Source organism: Micromonospora sp. NPDC000663, assembly GCF_042898105.1.
In the GTDB taxonomy this organism is placed as follows: Bacteria; Actinomycetota; Actinomycetes; order Mycobacteriales; family Micromonosporaceae; genus Micromonospora.
Genome location: NZ_JBIAYR010000001.1, coordinates 190333 through 204599, shown reverse-complemented (window position 1 = coordinate 204599; position 14267 = coordinate 190333). Strand labels below are relative to the sequence as shown.

Sequence of the window (14267 nt, the reverse complement as noted above, 5' to 3'; positions counted from 1 at the left end):
TGGGTCACATGTCGGCCCTGGCCCCAGATCCCTCGGAGCACCGCTCGGGCGCGCTGCTGGACCACCTAGCCCGGCGGATGCGACTGCGATCCGAGTCGGTGCTGGCGCCACTGGGCCTGCGACCACGGCATCTGGTCGCGCTCACCGTGCTGCGTGAGGGCGGCGGCAGCAGTCAGCAGGCACTCGCCAGCACCCTGGAAATGGACAGCACGAACATCGTCGGGCTGCTCAACGACCTGGAAGCGAAGCACCTGATCGAGCGGCGACGCTCACCCGAGGACCGACGTCGACACGTCGTCGAGTTGACCGAAGATGGTGCGAAACACCTCAAAGAGGCCGAATGCGCCCTGGCCAGCGCCGAGGACGAGGTGCTCGCCGCACTGGCCCCCGCCGAACGGGAGACGCTCTACGAGCTGCTCCGGCGGGCCGCCTCCACGACACCTGTCATCTGCACCGAAGCGCTCCGCGCGGACGTCGACAACTGCTGACGCCCCGGAAAGGGGTCAGACCGTCGCGGTCGACTGCGGGCGGTCGTCGCGTACGTGCACCAGCATGTCGCCGGTCTCGATCACCGCGCCGGCCCGGTCGGCGAGGGTGACCACCTTGCCCCGGCGTACCAGGGCGATCACCAGCGACTCCAGCTCGCGCGGCGAACGACCCACCTCGTCCCGCTCCGCCGAGCGCATCGCCAACGCCATGCCCTGACCGGGAGTGAGCAGGTCCTCCACCACGTCGATCAGCGGCGGCGCCGAGGTGGACAGGCCGAGCAGGCGACCGGCGGTGGCCGAGGAGACGATCACGTGGTGCGCGCCGCTCTGCTTGAGCAGCGGCGCGTTCTCCGCCTCACGGGCCGCCGCGATGATCCGGACCTGCCCGGCGGTGAGCTGCCGTACGGTAAGCGCCACAAGCACCGACGCGTCGTCGCTGTCAGTCGCGATGATCACGGCCTTCGCGGTGCGGACGTGCGCCTCGTTCAGCACCGACGACCGGGTCGCCGACCCCTCGATCGCCACCAGACCGGCCGAGGTGGCCTGCCGCAGGGCGGCTGCGCTGCGCTCCACCACGACGATGCGGGAGCGGTCCAGACCGTTCTCCAGCAGGGCGGAGACCGCGCTACGCCCTTTGGTGCCGTAGCCACAGATGATGACGTGGTCCTTCACGGTTCTCCTCCACCGCGACAGGCGACGGCCGGTCCGGTACTGCTCGGTCAGGACTTCAAGGGTGGTGCCGACCAGGATGATCAGGAAGAGCACCCGGGCGGGCGTGACGAAGAGGACGTTGACCATCCGGGCCGACTGGGAGGCCGGCGTGATGTCGCCGTAGCCGGTGGTGGAAAGCGACACGACCGCGTAGTAGAAGCAGTCGAGCAGGGTCAGCCCGTCCTCGTTGACGTCACGGTAGCCGTCCCGGCCCACATAGACCGCGGCGACCACGGCGAAGACCAGGCCCAGGGCAGCGGCGAGCCGGAGGCTCAGCGCGCTCAGTGGGCCCCGACGCTGCGCGGGAAAATGGATCACCGTCGAACCTGCTCCCCCGCCGTCGCCTGCACGCCCACAACATAGCGGGTACGCCGCACATCGCACGCCGGGGCCGCAGGGGTCGGTCCGGAACGCCCGAGACGGGCATGATGGGGGTGTTCCCCGACGGCGACCGCGAAAGTGAGGCCGGCATGTCGTTGCTGCGACGAGTGATCGGCGGAGTGCTCCGCCGACTACGCCAGAGCCAGGGCCGCACCCTTCGTGAGGTGGCCGCGTCCGCCGGGGTCTCCGTGCCCTACCTGTCCGAGGTCGAGCGGGGCCGCAAGGAGGCCTCCTCGGAGGTGCTCGCGGCGATCTGCCGGGCGCTCGGCATCCGCCTCTCCGACCTGCTGGAGGAGGCCCGCGACGACCTGCGCCGGGTCGAGCCGCGCATGCCCGCCGCGCCCCGGACGGCGCTGGCCCGGCTGGAGCGGGTGCCGTCGGCGCGCACCGAGACCGGTTCGGCCTTCCGGATCGGCTTCCAGCCGAGTGGGTCGACGCCACCCGTGGCCGCCGTCCCGGCCCCCGTCCGGCAGCCGGCCAGGCCGGTGCTGCGGCTGGGCGGGCCGATCCTGCACGTCGGCGGTCCGGCATCGCCGGTCGGGTCGACCGTCGGCGGGGCAGGGCTGCGGGTCCGGCTGATCGCCTCCGCGCCGGCCCGGCGCCCCGGCCCGCGTACCTCCAAGATGCTGGCCTGCCGTCAGGCCCGGGCGGGCCGACGGCGGCTAACCCTGGTGTAGGTCGGCCGGGTTCTGCCGTCGGCGGATCTGCCGGCGGCAGAATCCCTGGCCGGGCGCCGGCCGCCGCCGGAGGCTGGAGGAGCCGGTCCCCCGGGCGGTTCCCCGCCCGCCGGCACGGTGGAGGGTGGCGGCACATGATCGGGTACGGCGTGTGGATGCTGGACGGCGGGCAGCCGTCCTTCGGTGATCAGGTGTTCGAGCGGCTGCTGCGGGAGCGGATCATCTTCCTCGGCACCGAGGTGACCGAGGAGTCGGCCAACCAGATCTGCGCGCAGATCCTGCTGCTCGCCGCCGAGGACGCCGATCGCGACATCTACCTCTACATCAACTCGCCTGGCGGCTCGGTGAGCGCGGGGATGGCCGTCTACGACACGATGCGCTACGTCCGCAACGACGTGGCCACGCTGGCCCTCGGGTTCGCCGGCTCGATGGGGCAGTTCCTGCTGTGCGCGGGAACGGCAGGCAAGCGGTACGCGCTGCCGCACTCGCGGATCATGATGCACCAGCCGTCCGGCGGGATCGGCGGCACCGCCTCGGACATCACCATCCAGGCCGAGAACATGCTGCACGTGAAGCGGACCATGCAGGAGCTGATCGCCCAGCACAGTGGACGGACGCTTGACGAGATCCAGCGGGACTGGGACCGGGACCGCTGGTTCACGGCCGAGCAGGCCCGGGAGTACGGGCTCATCGACCAGGTGCTCGCCCGGGCCGAACAGTTGCCGGGGGCCTGACGCGTCGATCCGGCGGGCAAAATAAGTGGCGGCGGCCCGTTAGGGTCACCTCCATGCGTCGATTGATCCCTGTCCTGTCGATAGCCCTCGCCGCTCTCGTAGCCGGCTGTGGCACCACCACCTCGGGCGACTCCGCAGCGACCGCACCCAACGCGACCCCGTCCAAGCTCGACCCGGTCGCCACCATCCAGCAGGCCATGAACCGCAGCTTCGCCGGCACTGTCACGATGGACGCCTCGGTCAAGGCCGGCACCAAGTCCCTCACCCTCAGCGGCAAGATGGACCCGGCAGCCAAGGCGCTCCAGGTCACCGGCGAGGCACCGGAGCCGATGGAGGCCCGGCTGATCGGCGACACCGCCTACATCAAGATGGACTCGGGCGACGGCGGGAAGCCGTGGCAGAAGCTCGACCTCACCAAACTCAAGCCGGGCAGCTCCCTGCGGCAGTCCTTCGACCTGAAGACGCAGACCGGCATCGTCGGCGGCATCGTCTCCGCCGAGGAGACCGGCGACGGCAGCTACAAGGGCACCGCCGACCTGAACAAGGCAGCCGCGGCCGCCGGCACCGACGGCGGAATGCGCGAGGGCCTGGAGTCGTCCGCGAAGCTCGCGAAGGATCCGGCGGCGATCCCGTTCGAGGCCACCGTCGACGCCGACGGCCGCCTCACCAAGCTGTCGTACACGATCGCCACGAAGAGCCTCGGGGACCTGGTCACCGACATGAAGATGAGCGGCTTCGGCGAACCAGTCACCGTGACCGCCCCGCCCGCCAAGGACACCGAGGCGGCCGCCGAGGAGATGTACAAGTACTTCTGACGCCGCTCGCCGCGTCTTGCGAGATCCGCGCGGTTCGGGGAAGGTGCCGCCTCCGGCAATGGTGAGGCGGCACCTTCCCTGACGTTGTGCGGATCTTTTCTGCCTTCAGCTAGGCCGTCGTGCGTGACAGGCCGTCGGACCAGCAGGAATCCCGCACGCCAACGCCTCAGCCGCGCAGCTGGGACCAGTCCAGGACGCCCTCGCCCAGGTCGCGGATCGAGGCGAGCAGACCGAGCCGGGCCGCCCGGAGCTGCGGCGCGTCGGCCATCACGAACACCTCGTCGAAGAAGGCGTTCACCGGTACGACCAGGCGGCCGGCGACGCTCCGGAACGTGTCCAGGTCGGCCGCCGGGTCCAGCTCAGAGCGGACCTGGGTCACGGCCCGGTGCAGGTCGAGCTCGACCGGCTCCACCAGATCATCGGGCTGGTATCCGGCGGGGTGACCGGCCGGAACGATGCGGCTGCACCGCCCGAGGGCTGTCGCCAAGGCCTGGAAGTCCTCGTCGGTCATGGCCGCCCCGAGCTGCCTCAGGGTGAGGTCGGCCAGCCATGGGCGCCCGGCCCGTACGGCGACGGCGCGGGCCAGGTGGGTAGGGGTGCCCGCCTCGGTGAGGCTCTGCTCGTAACGCCGGCTGATGAATTCGAGCACCTCATCGAGCTTCTCCGGCGCGACCGGTACCGGTTGCTGCTCGGCCGCCAGGGCGAGGACCGCGCGGAGGTCCAGAGCGGCAAGCGCGGACTGGGAACGCAGCACGGCGAGCACGCCGAGCACAGCACGCCGGACGGCGAACGGGTCGCTGGACCCGGTGGGCAGTCCCGCGGTGGCGGCCAGACCGACTATCAGGTCGAGCCGGTCGGCCACGGAGAGCAGAGCGCCGGGAAGTGACGCGGGCAGCGCATCGCCCGAGGCCCGTGGCATCTCCGCCTCGGCGATCGCGACGGCGACCTCTTCCGATTCGCCGCCGTGCCTGGCGTAGTCCTCCGCCATGATGCCGGCCAGGCTGGTCAGCTCGGTGACGAGCTGCGAGCCCTGGTCGAACTTCACCAGGCCGGCCGCGCGCTCCAGTGTCTTGCGCTCGTCGTCGGCCATGGTGACCAGGCCGGCCAGCCGCGTACCCAACGCGCCGACCCGGGACGCCCGGTCCGCCATCGAGCCGAGTTCCTCGGTGAAGGTGAGGTTCTCCAGACGGTCACGCAGCGCGGGCAGCGGCGTATTGCGGTCCGCACGGTAGAAGAACGCCGCGTCCTCGTACCGGGCGCGCAGCACCGCCTCGTTGCCGGCGCGGACCAGATCGACGTCGATCGGGCCGTTGGCCACCGCGACGAACGAGGGCAGCAGGCCGCCGCTGGCGTCCCGGACGGGCAGGTAGCGCTGGTGTTTGCGCATCACCGTGGTGAGCACCGCCTCGGGCAGTTCCAGGTAGCCCTCGGAGAACGCCCCAAGCAGTGGCGTCGGCTGCTCGACGAGGTAGGTGATCTGGTCCAGCAGCCGTGACTCGCCGGCCAGATCGACGCTACCGCCGACGGCGGCGGCCAACTCGGCGCACTGCTCGCCGATGATCCGCCGGCGCTCGGCCGGATCCACCACGATCCCGGCGGCGGCCACCACGTCCAGGTACTCCTCGGCGGTGGCGACAGACACGACCGGCTGTTCGCTCGTACGGAGCAGGCGGGTCTGCCGGTCCGAGGCGAGACCGGACGCGGTCATCGGCACCACGTCGGGCCCCCAGAGCGCGAGCAGCCAGCGGATCGGGCGGCTGAAGGCCAGGGCGGGGTCGTTCCATCGCATGTTCTTGGCGGACCGCAGGGTGCCGACCGCACGGCCGGTGACCTCGGCCAACACCTCAAGGGCGGTGCGGCCCTGCTCCTGGCGGGTGACCGCCACGTAGGTGACGCCGTCGAGATCCATCCGGTCCAGCTCGGCGACCTCACGGCCCTGAGAGCGGGCGAAGCCCTTCGCGGCGCCGGTCGGCTCACCGTTCTTGTCGTACGCGGCGGCCAGCTTGGGCCCCTTCACTGAACGGGTGAAGTCCTCCTCCCGGGCGGCGACGTCATCGACCACGACGACGAGCCGGCGGGGCGTCGCGTACACACGCGTCGCGCCGTGGGCGAGCCGGGTGGCATCGAGTCGGGCCTCCACCTCGCGACCCAGGGCGGCGGCCGCAGCGGGCGCCTCGGCGGGAGGCAGTTCCTCGCAGCCGACCTCCAGCACGAACCGGCGGACTCCGGACGTCTCGGTCTGCTCCGTCGCGACCGGGACGGCGGCGGTAACCACCGGGGCGACGCCGAGCGGGTAGCCGAGCTCCTCACGGCGGCTGATCCACAGGTCGGCGATGCGCCGGGAGAGCCGGCGCATCCGACCGAACGCGGCAGCCCGGTCGGCGGTGGCCACCGCGCCACGCGCATCCAGCACGTTAAACGCGTGCGAGCTCTTGAGCAGATAGCCGTGGGCGGGAACGGGCAGCCCGACGTCGAGCATCCGGTTGGCCTCGGCCGTGTACAGCTCGAACAGCGAACGGTTGGTCTCGATGTCGGCGTCGTCCAGGTAGTACCGCGACATCTCGTACTCGGCCTGGCCGATCATCTCGCCGTACCTGACGCCGGGGGCGTACTCGATGTCCTTGAAGGAGGTCACCCCCTGCAGGGCCATGATGATCCGCTCGACACCGTAGGTGATCTCCACCGCCGACTGCTCGAGGTTGATGCCACCGGCCTGCTGGAAGTAGGTGAACTGGGTGATCTCCAGGCCGTCCAGCCAGACCTCCCAGCCCAGGCCCCACATGCCGAGCGCCGGCGAGGTCCAGTTGTCCTCGACGAAACGGACGTCGTGGGCGGCGACGTCGATACCGAGCGCGGCGAGGCTGTCCAGGTAGAGCTGCTGGGCGTTGCCCGGCTCGGGCTTGAGCACGACCTGGAACTGGGTGTGGGTCTGCAGGCGGTTCGGGTTGTCACCGTAGCGGGAGTCATCTGGCCGTACCGACGGTTCCACGTAGGCGACCCGCCACGGCTCGGGACCGAGAGAACGCAGGAAGGTGGCCGCGTTCCAGGTGCCGGCTCCGACCTCCGTGTTCATCGGCTGGACGCTCAGGCAGCCCTGCCCCGCCCAGTACTCAGAGAGCCGCGCGAGCGCGTCTTGCATGGTCAACATCGATGTACTCCGTCCGAATGACAACAGCCCCCGAGCCTATCCGCCGCGCACCCGGTGACACATTTCGCCCGATCCAGATCCTACGGACGTCCGCGTCCTCGCCAGCTCGTCGTAGGGCTGTTGATGACCGGTGAAGCACCCGCTGCCAGCTTCGTACGGATCTCGCTGACGTCGCGGCTCCGCCTGATCGACGTGGCCCGGACGGCACAGTTCATATTTCGCCGGTCAGGGCTCACCGGCCATGAGCAGGGTGACACCTGCACCCTTGGTGCGGACGCGCGGCATCGAGGTGCATCGGTCGGAAACGGCCTGTGGTCTACCGGCGCACAACTGGCGGCCCTCATCGAACTCGCCGCCCACTCGCAACGTGGCGGCAGGACCGGTCACGGCTGTAGACCACCGGGTGGACTTCCGAATCGTGGGCCCTGGCGGAGTCGACATCACCTCTTACTGCCGGCCCGATGTGGCTCCCGAACTTGTGCGCCACATGATCGAGCACGACAGCGGCACCCCGTACGACACTGGCTCCGCTGGCCCGCATCGCGTCTTCTAGCAGTTCCCGTCGTTCCGGCGTGGCGTCGTACCGCCGGAAGTAGCACGGTGATGCGACTGTGACCTGGTGCCCCCGGCAGGATTCGAACCTGCGACACACGGTTTAGGAAACCGATGCTCTATCCCCTGAGCTACGAGGGCGCGAGTGGCCAGTGTAACGACCTGCGGGTTGACCCGCGTTGGCAGGGAGTGGCCGACGTTTACCCACGTCACCCGGGCCGCCGTTCTCGCAGCCCAAGACCACAGCACGAGCACACGAACCCCCGTTTGCGACCGGTGGCCGGCCGTGGTGACCCGCGTTGGCAACGGTTCACCCGGGGTGGCATCCGCTGGAGAGCACACACCGCGCGCATCATTCAAGGTCACGAATAACCCTCGCGCTCTCCCAGGTCGGGTCTCGCCGGCCCGGGGAGGCGTTCCCGGGCTCGAGCGCCGGCTCAGCGCATGAACCGAACCGGAGCCTGCGTTCGGTGGCGCGCTAGTAGGCCGGTCGCTGCCGAAGATCTCCGGGCTGAATCTGGTCCGGATGCGCCGCCACACCACGTCGAGCAGGTCGGTCGAGGCCGTGCGGCGCACAGACCACGACCTGGGCGACGCGTCGTGGCGTACCGCCACGGGGTTGGCGTACTCGGACCAGATAGCGACCGCGTCAGCGATGACCCGCAACGGGGACACCCGCCTCCTCCGAACTTTGCCGGCTACCAGGACCTGGTTCTTCACCTCCCAGGGCGGCTCCGATCATTTCGCCACGAGCAGCGAGGTGACCTGGTCCTCGTTGTTCACGCTCAGGTCCGGGCCGAGGAAGCCGGCATCAGCGTCACGCACCGATGACGAGTCAAAGCGGTCGCCGTACCGCTCACGCAGACAAGATCGCGGACGGTGCCCCGCGCTGATCCAGGACTCCGTCGGGCCGGAGTCCTGATTGATGTCCAGCGCCCGGTACAGCCACGGGCTGCGCTGGACCAGGTTCCGCAGTTAGCACTTTCGTAGAGGGCTGGTTTCCACTGGCGGCAGACCGCCCTCCTTGATCATCGACACGCATCGGCTCGGACATGCCCACCGCACCACGGGTATGCGTCGACAGACCACACACGCCACCCGCCGGCGTCACGGCGCACCTGGAACCGCCACGGGTGCGAGGTGCCGTGTATGAAAAGGCCGCTGCCATCGGTCGGAAACCACATACCGTGGACCTGGGTCACGACCTGGGCGCGGTCGTCGTCCTGGTTATCGACCTCGAAATCCTCAGCGGCCACCTTCGACACGATGGGTTCGGTCCGCTCAATATCGCGCCGGATGCTGCGCCACTCGTCGAGTAGTTCGTCATGGCGCTGCGGTGCCAGCGCTCCGCCTATCCCCAGCTCATCGCCGGACGACATGGCCAACATGAAGACGTCTACGGCCGCGACCGGCGTTGGTTCCCCTTTGCCTGCCTGGTAGGTCTTGACCGCCACCCACGTCCCCGCAACGGCCACCGGCGCACCGGCGCACAGCGCAAGGACGACGGCGAGGTACAGCACCCATCGACGCGGCGGTCGGCTTCTCGCGTCCTCCCTCAAGGCCATCCCCGCAGGGTAGAGCGACACGGCGAATCCATGGGGTCAGCAATTTTGCAGAGCAGTACATCAGTACTGCAGTAACCGCGAGGGTTTTAACCACGCCCAGGCCAAGAGCCATCTCCGCGCTGAGTCCACACGCACTGCACCAAACTGGTCCATTCGCCGACGCGGCTTCACATCGTCGTCAGCGGGTCACCGTGCGCTCGGCTCGCTCACTGGTTGATGAGGTCGTCTACGCCGTAGTGGCTCCACCAGGTAGGCCGATGTCTGCGGAGATTGCCCCCGACGCGGGTTAGTAGCAGCCAGTTGCCGTTCTGGACCAGCGCCGCGTCCTCCTGCCGAGCAGCCAGCACACGACCGACGGCCTTCGTCATGTTCGGGATCCCCTTGTCGACCGCGTCGTCCGCCCGCATGGTGAAGTCGATGTCGACGTACGTCTCCGGCTCCCACTTCCAGCGGGCACCGTCGTCGCCCTCGGCATCAAAGTGGCCTTGGTTCCCCGAGTAGACGCTCAGCGCGTACCGCGCGTCTCGCAGAGGCGAGCACTGAACAGCCGCGGGTTGGTGGCGGTCGGCCTCGGCCTCTCAGCGGGTTCCGCCGCCACGAGGTCAGCCACGTGTTCCGGAGGGAGGTCACCCGCCAGGGTCAACCTGAACGCGACAGCCACCCTGACGCCTCTCCTCAGCCTCGACGAAAGATCTGCATGATCGCGCTCACTCAGCGTTACCGTCACCGTTCTGAGTTCCTTCGCGGTTACGCGCGATGCTGCTGCAGACGACGCCTATCACGGTGGCGAGGCAGAACACGCCCTCGCCGAATCGGTTCATGGGCGCGTCAGAGGTGGAGAATTCTGTCGTAATCTTCGTCGTACCACCCGTCGGTGTTGTGCTTCTGCAGGGTGCCCGCGACGCGCGTCAGCATCAGCACGTCGCCGTTGAGGGTCAGGGCGGCGTCCTCGGCCCTGCCGGTGAGGATTCTGGCCACGGTTGCCAGCATGTGGGGTTTGCCCTTGTCGACCAGGGTGTCCTTGCGCATGTAGAAGCTGACGTCGACGTAGGTCTCCGGCTCCCATTCCCACAGAGCGCCACCGTCGTCCTCGGCACTGTAGTAACCGTGCCGGCCGCCGGTGATGTCCACGACGTACCCGTGCTCGTCGTTCAGGTCGGCGCTGAGCATCCTGCCGCCGGACGCCGTGGACGTCTCGACTGCTCCGGGAGCAGCAAGCTCCGCCACCTGTTCGAGTGGGATGTTGCCCGCCAGCGTCAGCCGGTACTCGACAGCCATTTGCACCCCTTCGTCAGTCTCGCCGGATGATCTGAATGATCGCACCGTCGCGCGTTACCGCCGCCAGTTCCTTCAGCCCGGTGATGGGCCAGTCGTGGAACTGCTTGTGCAGGGCGGCGAGGTCTCCTCGCCAGTCGTGGAGGTTCAACATCACGCGTTGGGTCTGCTCCGCGTCGACCTTCCTGGACACGGCGCTCCAGACGGCGCGGGGCGGCACAGGAGCGGTGGGCGCGTAGCAGTCGAAGACATGCCCCTCGATGAGGAAGTCGGGTGCCTTTTCCGGCCTCCCAGAATCCCCGGTTTCGAGTCGCGCGTCCGCGATTTCCTGCCACGTGGGGTTCTGGTGAACCCGGTACCCCTTGCCGGCGACCCTGTCAGCACACTCGTTCTCCAACTCCAAGGCACGCCGCTCCCGTGGCTTCTCGTTCGGCGAGATCCGGGTTCGACGTCCGGTGGGCAACCCGCTGGCGACGCCGGTGGGACGCCTGACCCACGGGACTGCCCCGTCAGTGTCCGTGAACACAGTTTCCCCCATGGTGGGGGTCGTCCGGGGTGGGCCGCCGGTGGTAGCAGGGGCGGGGCTGGCCGGTGGATGACCGCCAGCCCCCGTCAATTTCCCGACGACCCCAGCTGCCGCGCCTGCGCGATCGCCGCTTCGATGGCCTGCCGGGCCCCGCCGGTGCGCTGAACGACCAGCACCAGGACTTGCTTGATGGCCTCCAGCGCCTGCAACAGCGGCCCGGGCTGCCCACCCTGCAGGACCACGGCGACGAGCTGCTGCGCTTCCCCGACTCCGGTGATAGCCCCGGCCGCCGCGTCACGAGCAGCGTCCACGGCGCTCACCACAGGCGCCAGCCCGGCGATCGTCTCCTGCGGAGTGGCCTCGTTCGGCACTGCGGCGGCGACCTTCGCCGCCTCACCGATCGACCCGGCAAGACTTCCCAGGGCACCCTGGATGCCCGTGATCGCGTTACGCACCCGCGCCACACCCGCCGCCACGGCGACGAAGCCGGCGCCCGCGGCCCTCAACGCCACCTCCTGCGCCTGACTGTCGGCGGCGGCTGCCAACCCCTGCGCGCGTTCGACCCCGGTCATCAACGCGCGGAACTCACCGGTGATCTTCTCGATCTGCGACACGATGCCGGAACCCCAATCGAGGGTAATGAAAGTGCTTGATGCCTGAACCTACCGGGCTACTCGCGAGGCAACCAGACACCGGTGAAGCGGTCGGCGTGGCAGACAGCCACCGTCAGTGAGCACTCGCACAGACGGCTTCTGTCCAGATTCCAGCTCACGGGGTGGAATTTCTGGCTGTTCTGTCCGGTCGTCGGCGTGTCAGCATCGACGGAACGGCGACGCGGGTGTTCGCGTCGGTCCGGTCTCCTCGCGCACCTCCCGCACCACCGTGTCGGAGACCGCCTGGGGTGGCAGGGAGTAGCCCGCGTTCCCCGGACCGCCGTTGTCGCAGCCCAGGAGCACAGCCGGAGCACACGAGCCCCGGGTTGCGACCGGCGGTCGGCCGCAGTGACCCGCGTTGGCACCGGTTCACCCCGGTTGGCATCCACTGGAGAGCACACACCGCGCACATCATCGAAGATCATGTGGGGCTACCCGCTTCCCCGGCTGGCGGCGCCTCCCACATGGGGTCCGGCCACGTCGCCATCAGCCCTGCGGCGGCCCGGTCGTCGTTGTCGCGGGTCAGGTCCGTCGGGTCGAGAGAAGCGACGTCGACGTCGCGCACGGACGGCGGGTCGAAGCCGCTTCGTTCGTCAGCGGGTCACCCGCGCTCGGCTGGTTCATTGGGTGATGAGGTCGTCAGGGGGTGTCGCCGCGACCAGTTGGCCGCGGCTGTTGAGCAAAGCGCCTAGAGCTGATCGGGAGCGTCGATGCCGAGCAGTTGAAGGCCGGTTCGCAGGGTGTCGCCGGTGAGTTGACACAGGGCCAGCCGGTTGCCGCGCTGCACCGGGTCGGCGCGCAGCACCGGACAGTGTTCGTAGAAGGCGGTGAAAGTCTGCGCCAGGCGGTATAGGTAGCCGCAGAGTCGGTGCGGCTCGTACGTGGCGGTCACCTCGATGAGGGTGTCGTCGAAGGCGTCCAGGTCCATGATGAGCGCCCGTTCCGTCGGCTCCAGCGGGGCTTCCAGGTCGACTGCCGGAGCGGGGCCGCCTGCCCTCGCGAGGATGGAGCGGACGCGGGCATGGGCGTACTGGAGGTAGACGCCGGTGTTGCCGGTCAGCGCGAGCATCCGGTCGGGATCGTAGGTGTAGTCGCGGGTTCGACCGGTGGCCAGGTCGGCGTACTTGACGGCGCCGATGCCGACCTGACGGGCCCTCTGCTCCAACGCGGTGCCGCTGAGCTCGGGATTCTTGCCGGCGACGACGGCGCGGGCGCGGGCAACTGCCTCAGTGAGCAGGTCGACGAGGCGTACGGTGTCGCCGGCGCGGGTCTTAAAGGGGCGTCCGTCCGGTCCGAGTACGGTGCCGAACGCGACGTGCACGGCGTCCACCGCCGACGGTAGCCAGCCGGCCCGACGCGCGGTCTCGAAGACCATCCGGAAGTGAAGTGCCTGCCGAGCGTCGACCACGTACAGGATTCGGTTGGCACCCAGGTCAGCGACGCGCTGCCGAACGGCGGCGAGGTCGGTGGCGGCGTAGCCGAAGCCGCCGTCCCGCTTGCGGACGATCAGCGGTGTCGGCTCGCCGTCCGGTCCGCGAATAGCGTCGAAGAACACGCAGAGCGCGCCGTCGCTTACCGCCGCGACGCCGGTCTGTTCGAGATCGTTGGCCACGTCTGGCAGCGCGTCGTTGTAGGCGCTCTCGCCGACCGCGTCTGCTGCGGTCAGCCGAACACCAAGCCGGTCGTAGACCTCGGTGAAGTACCTGGTCGACTCGGCCACGATGTCCCGCCAGGCTGCCAGGGTCTCGGGGTCGCCGCCCTGGAGGGCGACCACTCGCCGCCGGGCCCGCTCGGCGAACGCCGCGTCGGCGTCGAACGCGATTCGGGCCTGCCGGTAGAGCGCGGCGAGATCACTCACCGTCTGTGCCTTGCTGGCGGCGGCCGGCGTGTCGGGGTGTTCGAGGCGGTACTGGATGAGCATGCCGAACTGGGTGCCCCAGTCGCCGACGTGGTTGCGGCGTACCACCGTGCCGCCCAGGTGTTCGAGGATCCGCACGAGCGCGTCGCCGATGATCGTGGAGCGCAGGTGGCCGACGTGCATCTCTTTGGCGATGTTCGGCTGCGAGTAGTCGATCACGGTGGTGACGCCCGCCTCTGGGGTCGGGATCCCGAGGCGCGGGTCGGTCAGCCGGGCCGCGAGTTGCGCGAGCAACGCGCGGTCGCGCAGGTGGAGGTTGACGAAGCCCGGGCCGGCGACCTGCGCGGCGGTCAGGAGACCGTCGCTCGCCAAGACCGCGACCACCGCCGACGCGAGGTCCCTAGGGCTGCGCCTCAGTGTCCGGGCCTTGGCGAGTATCCCGTCCGCCTGGAAGTCGGCGTGCTCGGAGCGACGGACCTGTGGGACGAAGTCGGCCGGGCCGAGGGTTGACGTCGCGGCGGCGATCACGGACTCGGACAGCATCGAGGCGAGCGAGGGCACAATCACGGGGTACTCCCGGTTCAGGGCGGGCGGGATGCAGGCAGCATCGGCAGGTGACAGATGCCGAGCTGTGCCGCGGAAGGGCGCGGCCGGTTGAACGCGCTGTCGGGCGGCGTGCGGACTATCGTCGTCGCACGCGGACGCGGCGGACGGTGACGAGCACCAGATCCATGTCCACCGCCTGAGATGCGCGGGCCGCGAAGGTTGAGCGCGGCCGTTCGCGCCACATCATACGCGCCGACTACCTCACGCGCGGATATTCATGCTTCTCGCAGCGTGGTCATGACGGTACGGTGTGTCGTCTACGGGTTGGGAGGGGCGGG

Annotated in this window: 11 protein-coding genes, 1 tRNA gene and 1 pseudogene; 4 read left to right on the top strand and 9 right to left on the bottom strand. The window is 69.3% G+C overall.

Going from position 1 to position 14267, the window contains the following annotated elements; translation table 11 throughout:
* Positions 1 to 8: 8 nt before the first annotated feature.
* Positions 9 to 488 (top strand): MarR family winged helix-turn-helix transcriptional regulator, encoded by a 480-nt coding sequence (locus ACFY1S_RS00950; RefSeq protein WP_387111337.1) that lies wholly within the window; start codon positions 9 to 11, stop codon positions 486 to 488.
* Positions 489 to 503: 15 nt separating this feature from the next.
* On the opposite strand, the gene ACFY1S_RS00945 is transcribed toward ACFY1S_RS00950, so the two are convergent.
* Positions 504 to 1517 (bottom strand): potassium channel family protein, encoded by a 1014-nt coding sequence (locus tag ACFY1S_RS00945; RefSeq protein ID WP_357984000.1) that lies wholly within the window; start codon positions 1515 to 1517, stop codon positions 504 to 506.
* Positions 1518 to 1669: 152 nt separating this feature from the next.
* On the opposite strand from ACFY1S_RS00945, the gene ACFY1S_RS00940 reads away from it, so the two are divergent.
* The 3 genes from ACFY1S_RS00940 to ACFY1S_RS00930 all read left to right on the top strand — a co-directional run bounded on the left by ACFY1S_RS00940 (position 1670) and on the right by ACFY1S_RS00930 (position 3806).
* A complete protein-coding gene (locus tag ACFY1S_RS00940) occupies positions 1670 to 2257 on the top strand; it encodes a helix-turn-helix domain-containing protein (protein WP_387111332.1) in 588 nt (195 codons plus the stop codon).
* A gap of 134 nt (positions 2258 to 2391) precedes the next feature.
* Positions 2392 to 2991, top strand: coding sequence for an ATP-dependent Clp protease proteolytic subunit (locus tag ACFY1S_RS00935; protein ID WP_387111330.1), 600 nt, complete (start codon positions 2392 to 2394; stop codon positions 2989 to 2991).
* Between the two features lie 53 nt (positions 2992 to 3044).
* Positions 3045 to 3806 carry a hypothetical protein gene (locus tag ACFY1S_RS00930; protein ID WP_387111327.1) on the top strand — a complete coding sequence of 254 codons (762 nt, stop codon included), beginning with the start codon at positions 3045 to 3047 and terminating at the stop codon, positions 3804 to 3806.
* A gap of 166 nt (positions 3807 to 3972) precedes the next feature.
* On the opposite strand, the gene ACFY1S_RS00925 is transcribed toward ACFY1S_RS00930, so the two are convergent.
* The 8 genes and pseudogenes from ACFY1S_RS00925 to argS all read right to left on the bottom strand — a co-directional run bounded on the left by ACFY1S_RS00925 (position 3973) and on the right by argS (position 13926).
* The gene (locus tag ACFY1S_RS00925; protein WP_387111325.1) at positions 3973 to 6954 is read right to left on the bottom strand and encodes a glycine--tRNA ligase; all 2982 of its coding nucleotides are present in this window, start codon (positions 6952 to 6954) and stop codon (positions 3973 to 3975) included.
* Positions 6955 to 7571: 617 nt separating this feature from the next.
* Positions 7572 to 7647 (bottom strand) — tRNA-Arg (locus ACFY1S_RS00920).
* 887 nt (positions 7648 to 8534) lie between these two features.
* Positions 8535 to 9026 (bottom strand): hypothetical protein, encoded by a 492-nt coding sequence (locus tag ACFY1S_RS00915; protein WP_387111322.1) that lies wholly within the window; start codon positions 9024 to 9026, stop codon positions 8535 to 8537.
* 251 nt (positions 9027 to 9277) lie between these two features.
* Positions 9278 to 9732, bottom strand: a pseudogene (locus tag ACFY1S_RS00910) (SitI3 family protein).
* A gap of 167 nt (positions 9733 to 9899) precedes the next feature.
* Entirely contained in the window at positions 9900 to 10349 is a 450-nt protein-coding gene (locus tag ACFY1S_RS00905) for a SitI3 family protein (protein WP_387111319.1), read from the bottom strand.
* Between the two features lie 13 nt (positions 10350 to 10362).
* Positions 10363 to 10785: a hypothetical protein gene (locus ACFY1S_RS00900; RefSeq protein WP_387114182.1), complete on the bottom strand. Its 423-nt coding sequence runs from the start codon at positions 10783 to 10785 to the stop codon at positions 10363 to 10365.
* 173 nt (positions 10786 to 10958) lie between these two features.
* A complete protein-coding gene (locus ACFY1S_RS00895) occupies positions 10959 to 11486 on the bottom strand; it encodes a DUF6244 family protein (RefSeq protein ID WP_387111316.1) in 528 nt (175 codons plus the stop codon).
* Between the two features lie 727 nt (positions 11487 to 12213).
* Entirely contained in the window at positions 12214 to 13926 is a 1713-nt protein-coding gene (gene argS, locus ACFY1S_RS00890; protein ID WP_387114179.1) for an arginine--tRNA ligase, read from the bottom strand.
* Positions 13927 to 14267: the final 341 nt, after the last annotated feature.

What these genes read in the sequence shown, in the direction of transcription:
- ACFY1S_RS00935 (WP_387111330.1), top strand. Translation starts at nt 2,392, where the DNA reads ATGATCGGGTACGGCGTGTGGATGCTGGACGGCGGGCAGCCGTCCTTC.
- ACFY1S_RS00930 (WP_387111327.1), top strand. Translation starts at nt 3,045, where the DNA reads ATGCGTCGATTGATCCCTGTCCTGTCGATAGCCCTCGCCGCTCTCGTA.
- ACFY1S_RS00950 (WP_387111337.1), top strand. Translation starts at nt 9, where the DNA reads ATGTCGGCCCTGGCCCCAGATCCCTCGGAGCACCGCTCGGGCGCGCTG.
- ACFY1S_RS00905 (WP_387111319.1), bottom strand. Translation starts at nt 10,349, where the DNA reads ATGGCTGTCGAGTACCGGCTGACGCTGGCGGGCAACATCCCACTCGAA.
- ACFY1S_RS00925 (WP_387111325.1), bottom strand. Translation starts at nt 6,954, where the DNA reads ATGTTGACCATGCAAGACGCGCTCGCGCGGCTCTCTGAGTACTGGGCG.
- ACFY1S_RS00940 (WP_387111332.1), top strand. Translation starts at nt 1,670, where the DNA reads ATGTCGTTGCTGCGACGAGTGATCGGCGGAGTGCTCCGCCGACTACGC.
- argS (WP_387114179.1), bottom strand. Translation starts at nt 13,926, where the DNA reads ATGCTGTCCGAGTCCGTGATCGCCGCCGCGACGTCAACCCTCGGCCCG.